Annotated in this window: 17 protein-coding genes, 1 other RNA gene and 1 pseudogene; 15 read left to right on the forward strand and 4 right to left on the reverse strand. The window is 63.6% G+C overall.

The genetic code is table 11. From position 1 onward, the window contains the following. The first annotated feature begins 8 nt into the window (after positions 1-8). From EN853_RS00155 to EN853_RS00205, 11 genes and pseudogenes are all read left to right on the forward strand, one after another. Positions 9-1,010 (forward strand): 4-hydroxyproline epimerase, encoded by a 1,002-nt coding sequence (locus EN853_RS00155; protein ID WP_127857279.1) that lies wholly within the window; start codon positions 9-11, stop codon positions 1,008-1,010. Positions 1,011-1,349: 339 nt separating this feature from the next. Next, positions 1,350-2,252 (forward strand): branched-chain amino acid ABC transporter permease LivH, encoded by a 903-nt coding sequence (locus EN853_RS00160; RefSeq protein ID WP_127857280.1) that lies wholly within the window; start codon positions 1,350-1,352, stop codon positions 2,250-2,252. 5 nt (positions 2,253-2,257) lie between these two features. Further along, positions 2,258-3,649, forward strand: coding sequence for a high-affinity branched-chain amino acid ABC transporter permease LivM (livM, locus tag EN853_RS00165; RefSeq protein WP_127857281.1), 1,392 nt, complete (start codon positions 2,258-2,260; stop codon positions 3,647-3,649). Beyond that, positions 3,649-4,758, forward strand: a pseudogene (locus EN853_RS00170) (ABC transporter ATP-binding protein); the annotation flags it as partial. The gene livM and the pseudogene EN853_RS00170, both read left to right, overlap by 1 nt. A 68-nt stretch (positions 4,759-4,826) precedes the next feature. After that, positions 4,827-5,555: an ABC transporter ATP-binding protein gene (locus tag EN853_RS00175; protein ID WP_127857611.1), complete on the forward strand. Its 729-nt coding sequence runs from the start codon at positions 4,827-4,829 to the stop codon at positions 5,553-5,555. Between the two features lie 18 nt (positions 5,556-5,573). Continuing rightward, the gene (locus EN853_RS00180; protein WP_127857282.1) at positions 5,574-5,921 is read left to right on the forward strand and encodes a DUF6867 family protein; all 348 of its coding nucleotides are present in this window, start codon (positions 5,574-5,576) and stop codon (positions 5,919-5,921) included. A 137-nt stretch (positions 5,922-6,058) separates the two neighbouring features. Next, positions 6,059-7,177 carry a branched-chain amino acid ABC transporter substrate-binding protein gene (locus EN853_RS00185; RefSeq protein ID WP_127857283.1) on the forward strand — a complete coding sequence of 373 codons (1,119 nt, stop codon included), beginning with the start codon at positions 6,059-6,061 and terminating at the stop codon, positions 7,175-7,177. A gap of 273 nt (positions 7,178-7,450) precedes the next feature. Then, the gene (pyc, locus tag EN853_RS00190) at positions 7,451-10,909 is read left to right on the forward strand and encodes a pyruvate carboxylase (RefSeq protein ID WP_127857284.1); all 3,459 of its coding nucleotides are present in this window, start codon (positions 7,451-7,453) and stop codon (positions 10,907-10,909) included. 152 nt (positions 10,910-11,061) lie between these two features. Beyond that, on the forward strand, positions 11,062-11,322 hold the full coding sequence (locus EN853_RS00195) for a DUF2312 domain-containing protein (RefSeq protein ID WP_040974416.1): 261 nt from the start codon (positions 11,062-11,064) through the stop codon (positions 11,320-11,322). A 21-nt stretch (positions 11,323-11,343) separates the two neighbouring features. After that, positions 11,344-11,784, forward strand: coding sequence for a hypothetical protein (locus EN853_RS00200; RefSeq protein ID WP_127857285.1), 441 nt, complete (start codon positions 11,344-11,346; stop codon positions 11,782-11,784). Between the two features lie 7 nt (positions 11,785-11,791). Next, positions 11,792-12,091: a hypothetical protein gene (locus EN853_RS00205; RefSeq protein ID WP_127857286.1), complete on the forward strand. Its 300-nt coding sequence runs from the start codon at positions 11,792-11,794 to the stop codon at positions 12,089-12,091. Between the two features lie 58 nt (positions 12,092-12,149). On the opposite strand, the gene msrB is transcribed toward EN853_RS00205, so the two are convergent. From msrB to EN853_RS00225, 4 genes are all read right to left on the reverse strand, one after another. After that, the gene (gene msrB / locus EN853_RS00210) at positions 12,150-12,554 is read right to left on the reverse strand and encodes a peptide-methionine (R)-S-oxide reductase MsrB (RefSeq protein WP_127857287.1); all 405 of its coding nucleotides are present in this window, start codon (positions 12,552-12,554) and stop codon (positions 12,150-12,152) included. Between the two features lie 95 nt (positions 12,555-12,649). Then, positions 12,650-13,840 carry a VWA domain-containing protein gene (locus tag EN853_RS00215; protein ID WP_127857288.1) on the reverse strand — a complete coding sequence of 397 codons (1,191 nt, stop codon included), beginning with the start codon at positions 13,838-13,840 and terminating at the stop codon, positions 12,650-12,652. 6 nt (positions 13,841-13,846) lie between these two features. Then, positions 13,847-14,293, reverse strand: coding sequence for a GNAT family N-acetyltransferase (locus tag EN853_RS00220; protein ID WP_127857289.1), 447 nt, complete (start codon positions 14,291-14,293; stop codon positions 13,847-13,849). Between the two features lie 89 nt (positions 14,294-14,382). Continuing rightward, positions 14,383-15,222 carry a MoxR family ATPase gene (locus EN853_RS00225; RefSeq protein WP_127857290.1) on the reverse strand — a complete coding sequence of 280 codons (840 nt, stop codon included), beginning with the start codon at positions 15,220-15,222 and terminating at the stop codon, positions 14,383-14,385. Between the two features lie 165 nt (positions 15,223-15,387). On the opposite strand from EN853_RS00225, the gene ssrS reads away from it, so the two are divergent. The 4 genes from ssrS to EN853_RS00245 all read left to right on the forward strand — a co-directional run bounded on the left by ssrS (position 15,388) and on the right by EN853_RS00245 (position 17,943). Further along, positions 15,388-15,543: non-coding RNA, 6S RNA (gene ssrS / locus EN853_RS00230), on the forward strand. Positions 15,544-15,623: 80 nt separating this feature from the next. Then, a complete protein-coding gene (locus EN853_RS00235) occupies positions 15,624-16,211 on the forward strand; it encodes a 5-formyltetrahydrofolate cyclo-ligase (RefSeq protein ID WP_127857291.1) in 588 nt (195 codons plus the stop codon). Positions 16,212-16,283: 72 nt separating this feature from the next. Beyond that, positions 16,284-17,108 carry a YmdB family metallophosphoesterase gene (locus tag EN853_RS00240; RefSeq protein ID WP_127857292.1) on the forward strand — a complete coding sequence of 275 codons (825 nt, stop codon included), beginning with the start codon at positions 16,284-16,286 and terminating at the stop codon, positions 17,106-17,108. 70 nt (positions 17,109-17,178) lie between these two features. Beyond that, positions 17,179-17,943: a TerC family protein gene (locus EN853_RS00245; protein WP_127428631.1), complete on the forward strand. Its 765-nt coding sequence runs from the start codon at positions 17,179-17,181 to the stop codon at positions 17,941-17,943. Positions 17,944-17,949: the final 6 nt, after the last annotated feature.

Raw genomic sequence — 17,949 nt, forward strand, 5'->3', positions numbered from 1 at the left:
AGAGCATCATGGCCAAAAAATCCTTCTTCTGCATCGACGGCCACACCTGCGGCAATCCGGTGCGGCTGGTCGCCGGCGGCGGGCCGCTGCTCGAGGGCGCGACGATGATGGAGCGGCGCGCGCATTTCCTTGCCGAGTACGACTGGATCCGTACCGGGCTGATGTTCGAGCCGCGCGGCCATGACGTGATGTCGGGCTCGATCCTCTATCCGCCGACGCGTGAGGACTGCGATATCGCCATCCTGTTCATCGAGACCTCGGGCTGCCTGCCGATGTGCGGCCACGGCACGATCGGCACGGTGACTATGGCGATCGAGCACGGGCTGGTGAAGCCGAAGACGCCGGGCGTGCTGAGACTCGACACGCCGGCCGGCCTGGTCGTCGCCGAATACAAGCAGGTCGGCGAATGTGTCGAGGAAGTGCGCATCACCAACGTGCCGTCCTTCCTCTATGCCGAAGGGCTGACGGTGGAGTGCCCGGTGCTTGGCGAGATCAGCGTCGACGTCGCCTACGGCGGCAATTTCTACGCCATCGTCGAGCCGCAGGCGAACTATCGCGACATGGCCGACCATTCGGCCGGCGACCTCATCGCCTGGAGCCCGGTGGTGCGCCAGCGCCTCAACGAGAAATACTCATTCGTCCACCCGGAAAACCCCGGCATCAACCGGCTGTCGCACATGCTGTGGACCGGCAAGCCGAGAGATGCCGAGGCCGATGCTCGCAACGCCGTCTTCTATGGCGACAAGGCGATCGACCGCAGCCCTTGCGGCACCGGCACCTCGGCGCGCATGGCGCAGCTCCACGCCAAGGGCAGGCTCAAGGTTGGCGACAGTTTTGTCCATGAATCGATCATCGGTTCGCTGTTCAAGGGCAGGGTCGAAAAAGAGGTCAGCGTGGCCGGCAAGCCGGCGATCATCCCCTCGATCGGCGGCTGGGCGCGCATGACCGGGCTCAACACCATCTTCATCGACGATCGCGATCCGTTCGCGCATGGGTTCATCGTCACATAACCGTCATGGCCTCACCCAACGGAAGGCATGCCGCGCAAAATCGAGCGCCTTCCTTGACGCAAGGAATCTTCTCATCAAATTATCTTGACGGCGATTTCTTCGAAATGGCGCGCATGATACGGCTGAATCGTCAAAGACATTGCGTTGTGCCAATGATAGGGTCCGCGATAGTCCAGAGGCCGGGTGCGAAAAAACGGGCAATCGGGTGGCGTGCTTCCAAACCACGCTCGGCGATTGAAAAATCACGTTGCAATCCGGGCTCGAAACTTTACGACTAGGGGAAATACGAAAAGGGGTGCGACCGGGACACGGGCGACATTCCAGGGGAGCCGCATAAATATGCAGTACTTCGTCCAGCAGCTTATCAATGGGCTGACGCTGGGATCTATCTATGGGCTGATCGCGATCGGCTACACGATGGTCTACGGCATCATCGGCATGATCAATTTCGCCCATGGCGACATTTTCATGGTCGGCGCCTTCACGGCCCTCATCGTCTTCCTGATCCTCGGCGCGATGTTCTATTCGGTGCCTGTGGTGGTGGCGCTTCTGATCATGATGATCGTGGGCATGCTGCTCACCAGCCTCTACAATTGGACGATCGAGAAGGTGGCCTACCGGCCGCTGCGCGGCTCGTTCCGGCTGGCGCCGCTGATCACCGCCATCGGCATGTCGATCGCGCTGTCCAACTTCGTGCAGGTCACGCAAGGTCCGCGCAACAAGCCGATCCCGCCGCTGGTCAGCCAGGTCTACACCGTCGACGGCATCAGCGTCTCGCTGAAGCAGATCATCATCGTGATCGTGACCATCGCGCTGTTGGCGATCTTCTGGTATCTCGTCAACCGGACGGCGCTGGGGCGGGCGCAGCGCGCCTGCGAGCAGGACCGCAAGATGGCGGCGCTGCTTGGCGTTGACGTCGACCGCACCATATCGATCACCTTCATCATGGGCGCAGCACTTGCCGCTGTCGCGGGCACGCTGTTCCTGATGTATTATGGTGTGGTGGTGTTTTCGGACGGCTTCGTGCCGGGTGTGAAGGCGTTTACCGCGGCGGTACTCGGCGGCATCGGCTCGCTGCCGGGCGCGGTGCTCGGCGGGCTGCTGATCGGCTTCATCGAGAGCATGTGGTCGGCCTATTTCTCGATCGACTACAAGGACGTCGCAGCCTTCTCGATCCTGGCGATCGTGCTCATCTTCCTGCCCTCCGGCATACTGGGCCGGCCTGAAGTCGAAAAGGTCTGATCCTCATGGCCGTTACCGTGTCTCCGGAGCGCGACGTCGTCGCTACTCCCATCCAACGCGCTTTCCGTGAAGCGCTCTATGCCGGCGCCATCGCGCTTGGCCTGTTTGTGTTGTTCATCGGTCTCAGGACCGACCAGAACATCAACAACGAGCTGATCCTGGTGCAGCGCTGGGCCCTGCTGGGGTTCGTGGTCATCGCCACCGCCGTCGGCCGCTTCCTCTATGTCGGCTACGCGCAGCCGGCGATGGAGCGGGCCAATGCCGAAAAGGCCAAAGCGCCCGCCGCCGTGGCGGAGCCGGGCTTTGTCCGGCAGAACTTCAACAAGATCGGCGTCGCCGTGTTGCTGCTCTATCCGGTCGCCATGGTGCTCGCTTTCGGCTTCCAGGGCTCGCTGAAATGGGTCGACAATTTCGGCATCCAGATCCTGATCTATGTGATGCTGGCCTGGGGCCTCAACATCGTCGTCGGCCTCGCCGGCCTGCTCGATCTCGGCTATGTCGCCTTCTATGCCGTCGGGGCCTATGCCTACGCGCTGCTCGGCACGCATTTCGGCCTGTCGTTCTGGATCCTGCTGCCGGCCGCCGGCTGCATGGCCGCCTTCTGGGGCGTCATGCTCGGCTTTCCGGTGCTGAGATTGCGAGGCGACTATCTGGCAATCGTCACCCTCGCCTTCGGCGAGATCATCCGTCTGGTCCTGATCAACTGGCGCGAGGTGACCAACGGCTCGGCCGGCGTTTCGGGTATTCCGAAAGTGTCGTTCTTCGGGCTGGTGTCGTTCAATGTGTCGGACCCCAACTACATCGCCAAGGTGCTGCACATCGCTCAGTCAGGCGCTTACTACAAGATTTTCCTCTACTACCTGATCCTGGGACTCTGCTTCCTCACCGCCTTCGTCACCATCAGGCTTCGCCGCCTGCCGGTGGGCCGGGCCTGGGAAGCGCTGCGCGAGGACGAGATCGCCTGCCGCTCGCTCGGCATCAACACCACCACCACCAAGCTGACGGCGTTCGCCACCGGCGCCATGTTCGGCGGCTTCGCCGGCTCCTTCTTTGCCGCCCGGCAAGGTTTCGTCAGCCCCGAATCCTTCGTCTTCCTGGAATCGGCAATCATCCTCGCCATCGTGGTGCTCGGCGGCATGGGCTCGCTCGGCGGGATTGCCGTGGCGGCGCTGGTGATGATCGGCGGCACCGAGATCCTGCGCGAGCTCGATTTCCTCAAGGCCGTCTTCGGCCCCGACTTCACCCCGGAACTCTACCGCATGCTGCTGTTCGGCATGGCCATGGTCATCGTCATGCTGTGGAAGCCGCGAGGCTTCGTCGGCAGCCGCGAGCCGACGGCCTTCCTGAGGGAACGAAAAGCGGTCTCGGGCTCCTTCACAAAGGAGGGCCACGGCTGATGGACGTGCAAGCTTCCATGAACGACTTCATCCTGCAGGTCGAGCACCTGTCGATGAAGTTCGGCGGCCTGGTCGCCATCGGCGACCTGTCCTTCCAGGCCAGGCGCGGCGAGATCACCGCGCTGATCGGGCCCAACGGCGCCGGCAAGACGACGGTGTTCAACTGCATCACCGGCTTCTACAAGCCCACCGAGGGCATGATCACGCTCAACAAACGTGACGGCTCGACCCATCTGCTCGAGCGCCTGCCCAACCATGAGATCCCGGCGCGCGCCAACGTGGCGCGCACCTTCCAGAACATCCGCCTGTTCTCGGGCATGACGCTGCTCGAGAACCTTCTGGTCGCGCAGCACAACAAGCTGATGAGGGCCTCGGGCTACACCTTCCTCGGCCTGTTCGGCTTCCCGAGCTATCGTCAGGCCTCGGCCGAATCGATCGAGCTTGCCAGGCATTGGCTGGAGAAGGCCGATCTCGTCGACCGCGCCGACGATCCCGCCGGCGACCTGCCCTATGGCGCGCAGCGCCGGCTGGAGATCGCGCGCGCCATGTGCACCGGCCCCGAGCTGCTTTGCCTCGACGAGCCGGCCGCCGGCCTCAACCCGAAGGAATCGGCCTCGCTCAACGAGCTGCTGATCGACATCAAGGACAACACCGGCACGTCGATCCTGCTCATCGAGCACGACATGTCGGTGGTCATGCAGATCTCCGACCATGTCGTCGTGCTCGAATACGGCCGCAAGATCTCCGACGGCAATCCGCAGTCGGTCCGCACCGACCCGCGCGTCATCGCTGCCTATCTCGGCGTCGACGACGAACAGGTCGAAGAAGTGCTCACCGAAGTCGGCGACGAGGACGTCATCGAACAGCTCGATACTGGCCCCGACTCCGCGCATGGCCCGGGCAATTCCGCTTCGATGATGGCCGGCCCGGTTTCCGATACTGTCGAGCACGCGGACGAAGGCGAGCGCGTCACGGTGTCGAAGGGCGCCTCGAAGGCGGCGCAGGTCGATGCGCGCGCCGCCGCGATCGCCAGCAAGCCGGCCGCGAAGCGGAGCGCTGCGAAAGCAGCGCCGAAGAAAACGGTCGCCAAGGCTCCGGCCGCGAAGGCCGCCAGCGCTTCGAAGGGCAAGGAAGCAGCGGTCAAGCCCGCATCGGGCAAGCGTGGAGGGCGTAAGTGATGGCCGGCACAACGCTGCTCGATGTCAAGGGCGTGCAGACCTACTATGGCAACATCCGGGCGCTGAACGGCGTCGACGTCAGCGTCAACCAGGGTGAGATCGTGGCGCTGATCGGCGCCAACGGCGCCGGCAAGTCGACGCTGATGATGACCATCTTCGGCGCGCCGCGCGCCCGGGCCGGCAGCATCACCTTCGCCGGCACCGACATCACTCACTTGCCGACGCATGAGATCGCGCGCATGCGCATCGCCCAGTCGCCGGAAGGACGCCGCATCTTCCCGCGCATGACGGTGATGGAAAACCTGCAGATGGGCGCCAGCCTCGACAACCTCAAGCATTATGACGAGGACGCCGAGAAGGTGTTCGCACTGTTCCCGCGGCTGAAGGAGCGCATCAACCAGCGCGGCGGCACGCTGTCCGGCGGCGAGCAGCAGATGCTGTCGATCGGGCGCGCGCTGATGGCCCGGCCGAAGCTGCTCCTGCTCGACGAGCCGTCGCTTGGTCTGGCGCCGCTGATCGTCAAGCAGATCTTCGACGCCATCCGCGAACTCAACAGGTCGCAAGGGCTGACCGTGTTCCTGGTCGAGCAAAACGCCTTTGGCGCGCTCAAGCTCGCCAACCGCGGTTACGTCATGGTCAACGGCAACGTGACGATGAGCGGCACCGGCAAGGAGTTGCTCGCCAATCCGGAAGTGCGCGCCGCCTATCTCGAAGGCGGCCACCACTAAGATCGGGAGACATCAATCATGCAAGGCGTTCTCTACGAAGAAGCGTCGATCTGGCAATTCCTGTTCGTCACCTGCCTGCTCGGCGGCTGGGCGGCATGGATGACCGGCAAGGCGGCGGCGCAGACCTGGAGCAGCCATTTCCGGCTGTTCCTCTACATGCTGGGGCTCGGAATCGGCATCAGGTTCATCCATCATGCCTTGTTCTGGGGCACGATGTTCTCGCTGCACTACTATATCGTCGACACCATCGTGCTGATGATACTGGGCTTCCTCGGCTATCAATACACACGCACCAACCAGATGGTCACACAGTATAATTGGCTCTACGAAAGAGCTTCCTTATTGAGCTGGAAGCCGAAGGGCTGAAGTTCATGTTTAACGCCGTTTCAGGGATGAATGGGCGTGACAAGTGCCTGAAAATCGGCATTCTATGCTTTCTGCGATAAGGGTGGGCATCGCATGAAAGTATCATCCACGCCCACTCCGTAAATGGGAGCGTTTCAATGAAAAAATCACTTTTGTCCGCCGTGGCGCTGACCGCGTTCATCGCGTTCAGCGGCAACGCGTGGGCTGACATCCTGATCGGCGTCGCCGGTCCGATCACCGGCCCGAACGCCGCCTTCGGCGCGCAGCTGCAGAAGGGCGCGGAACAGGCGGTCGCCGACATCAACGCGGCCGGCGGCGTCAATGGACAGCAGCTCAAGCTCGAGATCGGCGACGACGTCTCCGACCCCAAGCAGGGCATTTCGGTCGCCAACAAGTTCGTCGCTGACGGCGTCAAGTTCGTCGACGGCCACTTCAATTCGGGCGTGACCATTCCTGCGTCGGAAGTCTACGCGGAAAACGGCATCCTCGTCATGACGCCCGCCGCGACCAATCCGAAGCTCACCGAGCGCGGCCTGTGGAACACCTTCCGCACCTGCGGTCGCGACGACCAGCAGGGCAAGGTGGCGGGCGACTACATCGCCAAGAACTTCAAGGACGCCAAGATCGCCATCATCCACGACAAGACGCCTTACGGCCAGGGCCTCGCCGACGAGACCAAGAAGAACCTGAATGCCGGCGGCATCACGGAAGTGATGTATGAAGGCGTGAATGTCGGCGACAAGGACTTCTCCGCCCTCATCGCCAAGATGAAGGAAAACGGCGTCACCCTGATCTACTGGGGCGGCCTGCACACGGAAGCCGGCCTGATCATCCGTCAGTCGGCCGACCAGGGCCTGAAGGCGCCGCTGTTCTCGGGCGACGGCATCGTTTCCAACGAGCTGGCCTCGATCGCCGGCGACGCCGTTGCCGGCACGCTCAACACCTTCGCTCCGGATCCGCGCAAGAATCCGGCCGCCAAGGAAGTGGTCGAGAAGTTCCGCGCTGCCGGCTTCGAACCGGAAGCCTACACGCTCTACTCCTATGCCGTGATCCAGATCATCTCCCAGGCCATTGCCAAGGTCGGTTCGGCCGACGACGCGCAGAAGGTCGCCGAGGTGATCAAGTCCGGCGGCCCGTGGAAGACCGCCATCGGCGAGATCGGCTACGACTCCAAGGGTGACATCACCCGTCCGGACTATGTCATCTACGAGTGGAAGAAGGGCGAGGACGGCAAGTACAACTACTTCGAGAAATAAGCCGGCAAACAGAAGCCGACTTTTCGGATGCCCGGCGCTCAGCGCCGGGCATTTTTTCTTGACGGGTACCGTCGTCCCGTCGGCGGCGGCGTCTCGCATCGAGGACAACCCGCAAATCGTCCCTGAACCGCTTTGTGGGGAACGGCAGCGGCAGCCCTGGCGCAAACAGAGGATTTAAATCGTTTTAGGTGTCGCGGTATTTTGTTTGCGCTGCAGCATTTTCACGCTAATCATTGCCCGTCCATCTCACCTTCCGCTGCTGGAGCCCAGTCCTTGGCAATCACGAAGATCCTCGTCGCCAACCGGTCCGAAATCGCCATCCGCGTCTTTCGCGCGGCCAATGAATTGGGCCTCAAAACCGTGGCGATCTGGGCGGAAGAGGACAAATATTCGCTGCATCGCTTCAAGGCCGACGAAAGCTACCAGGTCGGGCGCGGGCCGCATCTCAACAAAGATATGGGGCCGATCGAAAGCTATCTTTCGATCGACGAGGTGATCCGCGTTGCCAGACTGTCCGGGGCAGACGCGATCCATCCGGGCTACGGCCTGTTGTCGGAAAGTCCGGAATTCGCCGAGGCCTGCGCGGCGGCCGGCATCACCTTCATCGGGCCGAAGCCGGAGACGATGCGCCGGCTCGGCAACAAGGTCGCGGCGCGCAATCTGGCAATCGAGGTCGGCGTGCCGGTGGTGCCCGCCACCGACCCGCTGCCGGACGACATGGAAGCGGTGAAGAAGCTCGCCACCAAGATCGGCTATCCGGTGATGCTCAAGGCCTCCTGGGGCGGCGGCGGCCGCGGCATGCGCGCCATCCGCTCGGAGGCCGACCTCGCCCGCGAAGTGATGGAAGGCAAGCGGGAGGCGAAGGCCGCCTTCGGCAAGGACGAGGTCTATCTCGAAAAGCTGATCGAGCGCGCCCGCCATGTCGAGGTGCAGGTGCTGGGCGACACCCATGGCAACGCCGTGCATCTGTTCGAGCGCGACTGCTCGATCCAGCGCCGCAACCAGAAGGTCGTCGAGCGCGCGCCGGCGCCCTATCTCAGCGAGGCTCTGCGCGAGGAGCTCTGCGGCTATGCGCTGAAGATCGCGCGCGAGACCAGCTATATCGGCGCCGGCACCGTCGAGTTCCTGCAGGACGCCGACACCGGCAGGTTCTACTTCATCGAGGTCAATCCGCGCATCCAGGTCGAGCACACCGTCACCGAGATGGTGACCGGCATCGACATCGTGAAGGCGCAGATCCATATCCTCGACGGCTTCGCCATCGGCACGCCGGAATCGGGCGTCCCGGCGCAGAAGGACATCAAGCTCAACGGCCACGCGCTGCAGTGCCGCATCACCACCGAGGATCCGGAGCACAATTTCATCCCGGACTATGGCCGCATCACCGCCTATCGCGGCGCGACCGGCTTCGGCATCCGCCTCGACGGCGGCACCGCCTATTCGGGCGCGGTCATCACGCGCTTCTATGATCCGCTGCTCGAAAAGGTGACGGCATGGGCGCCGACGCCGGCCGAGACGATCGCGCGCATGAACCGGGCGCTGCGCGAATTCCGCATCCGCGGCGTGGCGACCAACCTCACCTTCCTCGAAGCGATCATCAACCACCCGAGCTTCGCCGACAATTCCTACACGACCAAGTTCATCGACACGACGCCGGAGCTGTTCCAGCAGGTGAAGCGGCAGGACCGCGCCACCAAGCTGCTCAACTACCTGGCCGATGTCAGCGTCAACGGCCATCCCGAGACGCGCGGCCGGCCGATGCCGAAGGCCGACGCGGCGGCACCTGTCGTGCCCTATCTCAACGGCAAGGTGCCGGACGGCAGCAAGCAGAAGCTCGACGCGCTCGGGCCGGAGAAGTTCGCGGCCTGGATGAGAGCGCAAAGCCAGGTCCTGGTCACCGACACGACGATGCGCGACGGGCACCAATCGCTGCTCGCCACGCGCATGCGCACCTATGACATCGCCGGCATTGCCGGCACCTATGCGCGGGCGCTGCCGCAACTCTTGTCGCTGGAGTGCTGGGGCGGCGCGACCTTCGACGTCGCCATGCGCTTCCTCACCGAGGACCCGTGGGAGCGGCTGGGCAGAGTGCGCGAGGCAGCCCCCAACCTTCTGCTGCAGATGCTTCTGCGCGGCGCCAACGGCGTCGGCTACACCAACTATCCCGACAATGTCGTGCAGCATTTCGTCCGCCAAGCGGCTGCCGGCGGTGTCGACCTGTTCCGCGTCTTCGACTGCCTGAACTGGGTGGAGAACATGCGCGTCGCCATGGACGCGGTGGGCGCCGAGGGCAAGCTGATCGAGGCGGCGATGTGCTACACCGGCGACATCCTCGACCCGGCGCGCGCCAAATACGACCTCAGATATTATGTCGGCCTGGCGAAGGAACTGGAAGCGGCCGGCGCGCACATCATCGCCGTCAAGGACATGGCCGGGCTTTTGAAGCCATCGGCGGCGCGGGTGCTGTTCAAGGCGCTGCGCGAAGAGACCGACCTGCCGATCCATTTCCACACGCACGACACATCCGGCCTGTCGGCGGCGACGGTGCTGGCGGCGGTCGAAACCGGCGTCGACGCCATCGACGCGGCGATGGATTCCTTCTCCGGCAACACCTCGCAACCCTGCCTCGGCTCGATCGTCGAGGCGCTGAGGGGAACCGGGCGCGATCCTGGGCTCGACCCGCAGTGGATCCGCCACATCTCCTTCTACTGGGAGGCCGTGCGCAACCAGTACGCCGCTTTCGAGAGCGATCTGAAAGGGCCGGCCTCGGAAGTCTATCTGCACGAAATGCCGGGCGGCCAGTTCACCAATCTCAAGGAGCAGGCGCGCTCGCTCGGCCTGGAAACCCGCTGGCATGAGGTGGCGCAGGCCTATCACGACGTCAATCTTATGTTCGGCGACATCGTCAAGGTGACGCCGTCGTCGAAGGTGGTCGGCGACATGGCGCTGATGATGGTGAGCCAGGATCTTACCGTCGCCGATGTCGAGAACCCGGCCAAGGACATCGCCTTCCCGGATTCGGTCGTCTCGATGCTGCGTGGCGACCTCGGCCAGTCGCCCGGCGGTTGGCCGCAAGCGTTGCAGAAGAAGGCGCTGAAGGGCGAGAAGCCGATCACCGCGCGGCCCGGTTCGCTGCTGAAACCGGCGAATCTCAAAACCAGCCGCAAGGAGATCGAAGACAAGCTCGAGCGCAAGCTCAGCGAGTTCGAGTTCGCCTCCTGGCTGATGTATCCGAAGGTCTTCACTGATTTCGCCGCTGCGCAGGAAACCTACGGTCCAGTCAGCGTGCTGCCGACGCCGACCTATTTCTACGGCATGAAGTCGGAAGACGAGATCTTCGTCGACATCGAGAAGGGCAAGACGCTGGTGGTGCGCTGCCAGGCATTCGGCGATGTCGACGAAAAGGGCATGGTCACCGTCTTCTTCGAGCTCAACGGCCAGCCGCGCCGCGTCAAGGTGCCGGACCGTGCGCATGGCGCATCGGCCGCCAAGGCGCGGCGCAAGGCGGAGCCCGGCAACGAGGCGCATATTGGCGCGCCGATGCCGGGCGTGGTGTCAGCGCTTGCGGTTGCCGCCGGGCAGGCCGTCAAGGCGGGCGATGTGCTGCTCTCGATCGAGGCGATGAAGATGGAGACGGCGCTGCACGCCGAGCGCGACGGCGTGGTGGCCGAAGTGCTGGTCAAGGCGGGCGACCAGATCGACGCCAAGGATCTGCTGGTCGCTTTCACCTGACGGACAAAGGTCGATGCTGTGAAAAGACCGCTGGCAGCATCCCTTCATGCCGCATCGATAATGTCTTGACCCGCCGCGCCTGCTCGGGCATCGAACCCGCTCCATTTTGCCGGGGCGGGAATCGCCGCGGCGTGAAAAACGCGGAGAGAAAAATGGCCGACGAGATCACCGAGACCAGCCAGACTGTAGCCGCCGGCCAGCTGCGCGCCATCATCGAGCGCATCGAGCGGCTCGAGGAAGAGAAGAAGACGATCTCCGACGACATCAAAGACGTCTATGCCGAGGCCAAGGGCACCGGCTTCGACACCAAGGCGATCCGCACCATCGTCCGGCTGCGCAAGAAGGACCAGGCCGAGCGCCAGGAGGAGGAGTCGATCCTCGATCTGTACAAGGCCGCGCTCGGCATGGTGTAAGGCTCGCGGCCGGAGGCGGCCATGAGCGAGTTCGACTTCGGCGGCCATCGCGCTTCGGAGTTCCGCCATCGCGGCTTCTGGGCGCTGTTCGCAGAGCGGCATCCGGAAGAAAGGGCCCGGCTGGCGCGGCGCGGTCCCTGGTTCTGGCAGCGCGGAATGCCGGAGTTCGCCCTGGTGCTTTCCATGTATGTCGCGCCCAGCGAGAACGTGGTCGGCGTCTTCTTCGGCCGCAACGAGAAGCTCGGCGCCACCGAGGTCTGGACCCGGCTGAAGCCGTTCCAGCCGGCGATCGAATCGCGGCTGAAGCTCAGGCCGGAGCAGAGCGCGCAAAACCTCGGCATCAATTCGCAGTGGCGGGTCAACTGCTTTGCCGAGGACAACTGGCCAGCCATGACCGACTGGCTGGTGACGGAATGCTCGCGCTTCGAGCGCGCCGTGACCGAAGTGCTGAAGCAGGAGTAGGCGACAGATGCTTGCCGGCTTCTTCCGCTCGCGCTGGCAAGGCAGAGTTCCGCTCGACCGGCTGTTCTGGCGCGACATGCTGCTCGCCGGGACAGTGATCAACATCGCCTCGTCCGCGCTGGCGCTTGTGCTCCTTGGGCTGAAGCTGCCGCTCTGGCTGGTGCTGGCGGTGCATTTTCTCCCCGTGCCCTACAACATCTTCCTCGCCCTCGCTGTCTGGCGGACGGCAGAGAAAGCCGGCGGCGCCAAGGCATCGCTGATGATGCTTGGCTCGGCGCTCTGGCTGATCGCGACGGTTGTCGCCTGAGGACCGTCCGCAAATAAAAAGGGCGGCCGAAGCCGCCCTTGAGTTGCGTTGTGATCGTTCAGACCGACGGCTCGAACCGCAGCGCCACGCCGTTGATGCAGTAGCGCAGGCCGGTCGGCGGCGGGCCGTCCTCGAAGACATGGCCGAGATGGCTGCCGCAGCGCGCGCAATGGCATTCGGTGCGGACCATGCCGTAGCTGCGATCGACGGTGGTCTCGATCGAGCCCGGGACCGGATCGTTGAAGCTCGGCCAGCCGGTGCCGCTCTCGAACTTCAGCTTGGATTCGAACAGCGGCTGGTCGCAGCCGACGCAAAAGAAGGTGCCGGCGCGCTTTTCGTAAAGCAGGGCGCAGCTTCCGGGGCGCTCGGTGCCGTGGTTGCGCATGACGGCGTACTGCTCCGGCGTCAGCCGGGCGCGCCACTCCGCATCGGTGCGGGTGACGGGGTAGGCGTGGGTGTCCATGAAATCTCCTCGGCCTTGGCGGCTCGTTGTTGGTTGCAAGCTATATTCGCACGAAGATAGGCGTTTGTTACAGACCTGCCCACCCCAGAAGGAAGTCAGTGCTTCCTCGAAAGCTGCTTCGTGGCCGCTTCGAGACCGGCCAGCGTCAGCGGGAACATGCGGCCACCGAAGATGTCGCTGATCAACTGGATCGAGTGGGTGTAGCGCCAGTTCTTCTCGCTTTCTGGGTTCAGCCACACCGCATTCGGCCATTGCTGCAGCAGCCTTGCGAGCCAGACGCTCCCGGCTTCCGCGTTCCAATGCTCGACCGAGCCGCCGGGATGCGCGATCTCGTAGGGGCTCATCGAAGCGTCGCCGACGACGATGACCTTATAGTCCGGTCCGTATTTGTGGAGCAGATCGAAGGTCGGGATCGTCTCGGCGAGCCGGCGTCGATTGTCCTTCCAGACGCGCTCGTAGAGGCAGTTGTGGAAGTAGAAATACTCGAGCTGGCGGAACTCGGCGCGGGCGGCGGAAAACAGTTCCTCGACGCTGCGGATATGATCGTCCATCGAGCCGCCGACATCGAAGAACATCAAGAGCTTCACCGCGTTGCGCCGCTCGGGCCGCGTCTTGACGTCGAGATAGCCATGCTCGGCGGTGGCATGGATCGTGCCGGCCAGGTCGAACTCCTCCTCGGCGCCCTCGCGCACCCAGCGCCGCAGCCGCTTCAGCGCCACCTTGATGTTGCGGGTGCCGAGCTCGACCGCATCGTCGAAATTCTTGAACTCGCGCTTGTCCCAGACTTTCACGGCCCGGCGATGGCGGCTCTCAGCTTGCCCGATGCGCACGCCTTCCGGGTTGTAGCCATAGGCGCCGAAGGGCGAGGTGCCGCCGGTGCCGATCCATTTGGAGCCGCCCTGGTGGCGGCCCTTCTGCTCTTCCAGCCGCTGCTTCAGGGTCTCCATCAGCTTGTCGAACCCACCCAGCGCCTCGACCAGCTTCTTCTCCTCGTCGGTCAGGTGCTTTTCGGCCAGCCGGCGCAGCCATTCCTCCGAGATGTTGGCGACATCGACGGCGTCCGGGCCGGCAAGCGCCTCGACGCCCTTGAAGACATGCGCGAACACCTGGTCGAAACGGTCGATATGGCGCTCGTCCTTCACCAGGGCCGAGCGGGCGAGGTAGTAAAAGCCCTCGACGTCGTAGTCGACCAGTCCGGCTTCCAGCCCCTCCAGCAGCGACAGATATTCCCGGAGCGAAACGGGGACCCGCGCGGCCTTCAGTTCGAGGAAGAAGGGGATGAACATGGCCCCTTATAGCAGATCGTACTCGATGAAGCCTGTCCGCCTCGCCACATGATCGTAGAGCCGCCGCGCGGTGGTGTTGGTCTCGTGCGTCATCCAGTAGACGTTCTTGACACCGATCTTGCCGGCCTCGTCCTGCACCGCCTTGATCAGCGCCGCGCCAACGCCCTTGCCGCGCACCTCCGGGTCGGCGAACAGGTCCTGCAGATAGCAATTGTTCACCAGCGACCAGCACGAACGGTGGTAGAGGAAGTGGGTGAGGCCGACGGCCTTGCCTTGAAACGTGGCGATAAAACCCTTCGGCTCGAATTCACCCGCTGTGAACAGGCGCTTCCAGGTGGCGTCGTAGACCTCGTCCGGCAGCTTGGTCTCGTAGAAGGTGAGGTAAGCGGCCCACAGCCGGCGCCAGTCGGCGTGGTCGGACTGGGCAAGCGGGCGAATGGCGATCTCGGACATTTTCTCCTCCAATGCTTTGGCCCGAAGCTGCGGGAGAGGCTGCTTGACCGCAACGGTCCACAGCGAGGGAAAGCGCTATTGCTGCCGACCTATTGCTGGCGTCTCGCCATGAAGGCCAGGCGTTCGAACAGGTGCACGTCCTGCTCGTTCTTCAACAGCGCGCCATGCAGTTTCGGCAGCGCGTTCTTCGGGTCGGCGCGCAGGTCTTCCGGCGCGATGTCGTCGGCGACCAGCAGGCGGATCCAGTCGAGCGCCTCGGAGGTCGACGGCTTCTTCTTCAGTCCCGGCACATCGCGGATCTCGTAGAACTGGGTGAGTGCCGCGCGCACCAAGTTCTGCTTGATGCCGGGATAATGCACATCGACGATCCGGTGCAGCGTGTCGATGTCGGGAAAGCGGATATAGTGGAAGAAGCAGCGGCGCAGGAAGGCGTCCGGCAGTTCCTTTTCGTTGTTCGAGGTGATGATGACGATCGGCCGGAACTCGGCGCGGATCGTCTCGCCGGTCTCGTAGACGAAGAACTCCATCCGATCGAGCTCCTGCAGGAGGTCGTTGGGGAATTCGATGTCGGCCTTGTCGATCTCGTCGATCAAAAGCACGACCTTTTTCTGTGCCGCGAAGGCGTCCCACAGCTTGCCGCGCTTGATGTAGTTCCTGATATCGCTGAAACGGTCGTCGCCGAGCTGGCTGTCGCGCAGCCGCGAGACGGCGTCATATTCGTAGAGGCCCTGCTGCGCCTTGGTGGTCGACTTGACGTTCCACTCGATGAAGTCCAGCCCGAGCGCCGCCGCCACCTGGCGGGCGAGCTCCGTCTTGCCGGTGCCGGGCTCGCCCTTGACCAGCAAGGGCCGCTCCAGCGCGATCGCGGCGTTGACCGCCACCATCAGATCCTTGTCGGCGACGTAAGCCGCGGTGCCTTCGAAACGCATTTCTTCTCCCTGGCCGTTTTGCGGCGACCGTAAGGAGGTGGCTCGGAGCACGCAAGGGCGGGATGTCGAGTGGGGTCTGTACGGACGAGCTTGGCGGTTCGAATAACGTCGCCCCCGGCGTCCGTTTCTCTGGCGCTTGGCCGGCCATCAGCCTATATTGGCGTCGGCGGTCTGCGCTTCCCGGCAGGAGAAACTTATCCCCGGGGCCTTATCGATCCTTAGGGAGCTGTCCCTGGGAAGACCCGTGGGTTTTCTCACACGGCGCCCACCTACTTTGTAGGCACCCGGGATCGACCTCTCCACCGGTTGTGTGGATCGTCACTGTCCCGATTTTGGGATATGCGGTAGAAAACGTCGCTCCTGCAGCTCCGTCCCGATCCGGCCTTTTCTAGCGTTACCGCATGACATCCTCCAGAGACCTGAAAAGACATCTCCGCAAGGAAGCGTTGGCGCGCCGTGATGCGCTCGACGAATTCTGGCGTGTGGAAATCGCGCTCGAGATGGCTGAGACGGCGCGCGACGAGATCGCTGTCGAGCCCGGCCAGATCGTCTCCGGCTTCTGGCCGATGCGCTCCGAGGTCGATGTGCGGCCGCTGATGTTCGCGCTGCGCGAAAAGGGCGCCAGGCTCTGCCTGCCGGCGATCCTCGACAAGACCACGATCGAATTTCGCGAACTGGTGCGCGGCGCGCCGATGGTCGATATGGGGTTCGGCACGGTCGGGCCGCATGAAGAGGCGGAAGTGCTGGACCCGTCGATGATGCTGATACCGCTCGCCGCCTTCGACGCGCGCGGCCACCGCATCGGCTACGGCGCCGGCTACTACGACCGCGCGATCTCAAGGCTGGCCGACAAGGGGCTGACGCCGAGGCTGATCGGCATCGCCTTCGACTGCCAGGAAGTGGCGATGGTGCCTGATGAGAACCACGACGTAATCATCCCGGAAATACTCACCGAGAGCGGGTTGCGCCGGTTCATGCCGGAATTGTAGAAAAGCGTTTGAGGAACGCATGATCTTTTGCGGAAAGTCATGCAGCTTGGCGGGCTTTCGGCGCAGGATCGTATGAGACTTCTCTTCCTCGGCGACATGGTTGGAAAAACTGGGCGCACGGCGGTGTGGGGGCAGCTGCCCGGGCTGATTTCCGATTTCAAGCTCGACTTCGTCATCGTCAATGGCGAGAACGCCGCCGGCGGCTTCGGCATCACCGAGGAGATTTTTCGCGAAACCATCGCTGCGGGCGCCGATGTCGTGACCACCGGCAACCATGTCTGGGACCAGCGCGACGCGCTGATCTTCGCGCCGCGCGAGGAGCGCTTCTTGCGCCCGTCCAATTTCCCGAAGGGCACGCCCGGGCGCGGTTCGGGCGTCTACATCGCCAGGAACGGCGCGCGGGTGCTGGTCGCCAACATCATGGGCCGCGTCTTCATGCATCCCGAGCTCGACGACCCGTTCCAGGCCGGCGAGCGCGAGCTTGCGGCCTGCCCGCTCGGCGAGCAGGCCGATGCGGCCGTCATCGATTTCCACGCCGAGGCGACCTCGGAAAAGATGTGCTTCGCGCATTTTGTCGACGGCCGCGCCAGCCTGGTGGTCGGCACGCACACGCACCAGCCGACGGCCGATCATCAGATCCTCAACGGCGGCACCGCCTATATTTCGGACGCGGGCATGTGCGGCGACTATGATTCCTCGCTCGGCATGGACAAGGAGGAACCGCTCAACCGCTTCCTGTCGAAAGTGCCGAAGGGCCGTTTCGAGGCGGCGAACGGACCAGCGACGCTGTGCGGCATCGGCGTCGAGATTTCCGATCGCACCGGGCTTGCCGAAAAGATCGCGCCGTTTCGTCGCGGGCCGCGACTTGAGGAAACGGCACCGTCCTTCTGGTCGTGACATTGATATGGGCGAGGCCAGTACCTAACTGGCGACGAAACTGCTCCAGATCGTAGAGGGGACGACCTTCATGCAGCTTGTCGAATTCCTGGCGCCGCACTTTGCCTTCGTTTCCGATCCGACCGCATGGATCGCCCTGCTGACGCTGGTGGTGCTTGAGGTGGTGCTCGGCATCGACAACCTGATCTTCATCTCGATCCTCACCAACAAGCTGCCGGAAGCGCAGCGTGCACGCGCGCGCCGGCTTGGCATCTCGGCGGCGCTGGTCATGCGCCTCATCCTGCTCGCCACCATCTCGATCATCGTTCAGCTGACGACGCCGGTGTTCACGGCGCTCGGGCACGGCTTTTCCTGGCGCGACCTGATCCTGATCGCTGGCGGCCTGTTCCTGGTCTGGAAGGCGACCAAGGAGATACACCACACGGTCGACCCGCAGGACCATCAGGATACGATGGTGGGCACGCTGCAGTTGAGCCTGGCCGGCGCGATCTTCCAGATCCTGCTGCTCGACCTCGTCTTCTCGATCGATTCCATCATCACCGCCGTCGGCATGACCGACGAGATCGCCATCATGTACATCGCGGTGATCGTGGCGGTGAGCGTGATGATGCTGGCGGCGACCCCGCTCGCCAATTTCATCGCCAAGAACCCGACCATCGTCATGCTGGCGCTGGGCTTCCTACTGATGATCGGCATGACGCTGATCGCCGACGGCATGGGCTACCATGTGCCCAAGGGCTACATCTACGTCGCCATGGGTTTTTCCGCCCTGGTCGAGGGGCTCAACATGCTGGCGCGGCGGCGGAAGGAGCAAAGGCCCGGCGACGGGCATTGAAGCCCG

Origin of the sequence: Mesorhizobium sp. M1C.F.Ca.ET.210.01.1.1, assembly GCF_004791585.1 — a bacterium.
Taxonomy (GTDB): Bacteria; Pseudomonadota; Alphaproteobacteria; order Rhizobiales; family Rhizobiaceae; genus Mesorhizobium.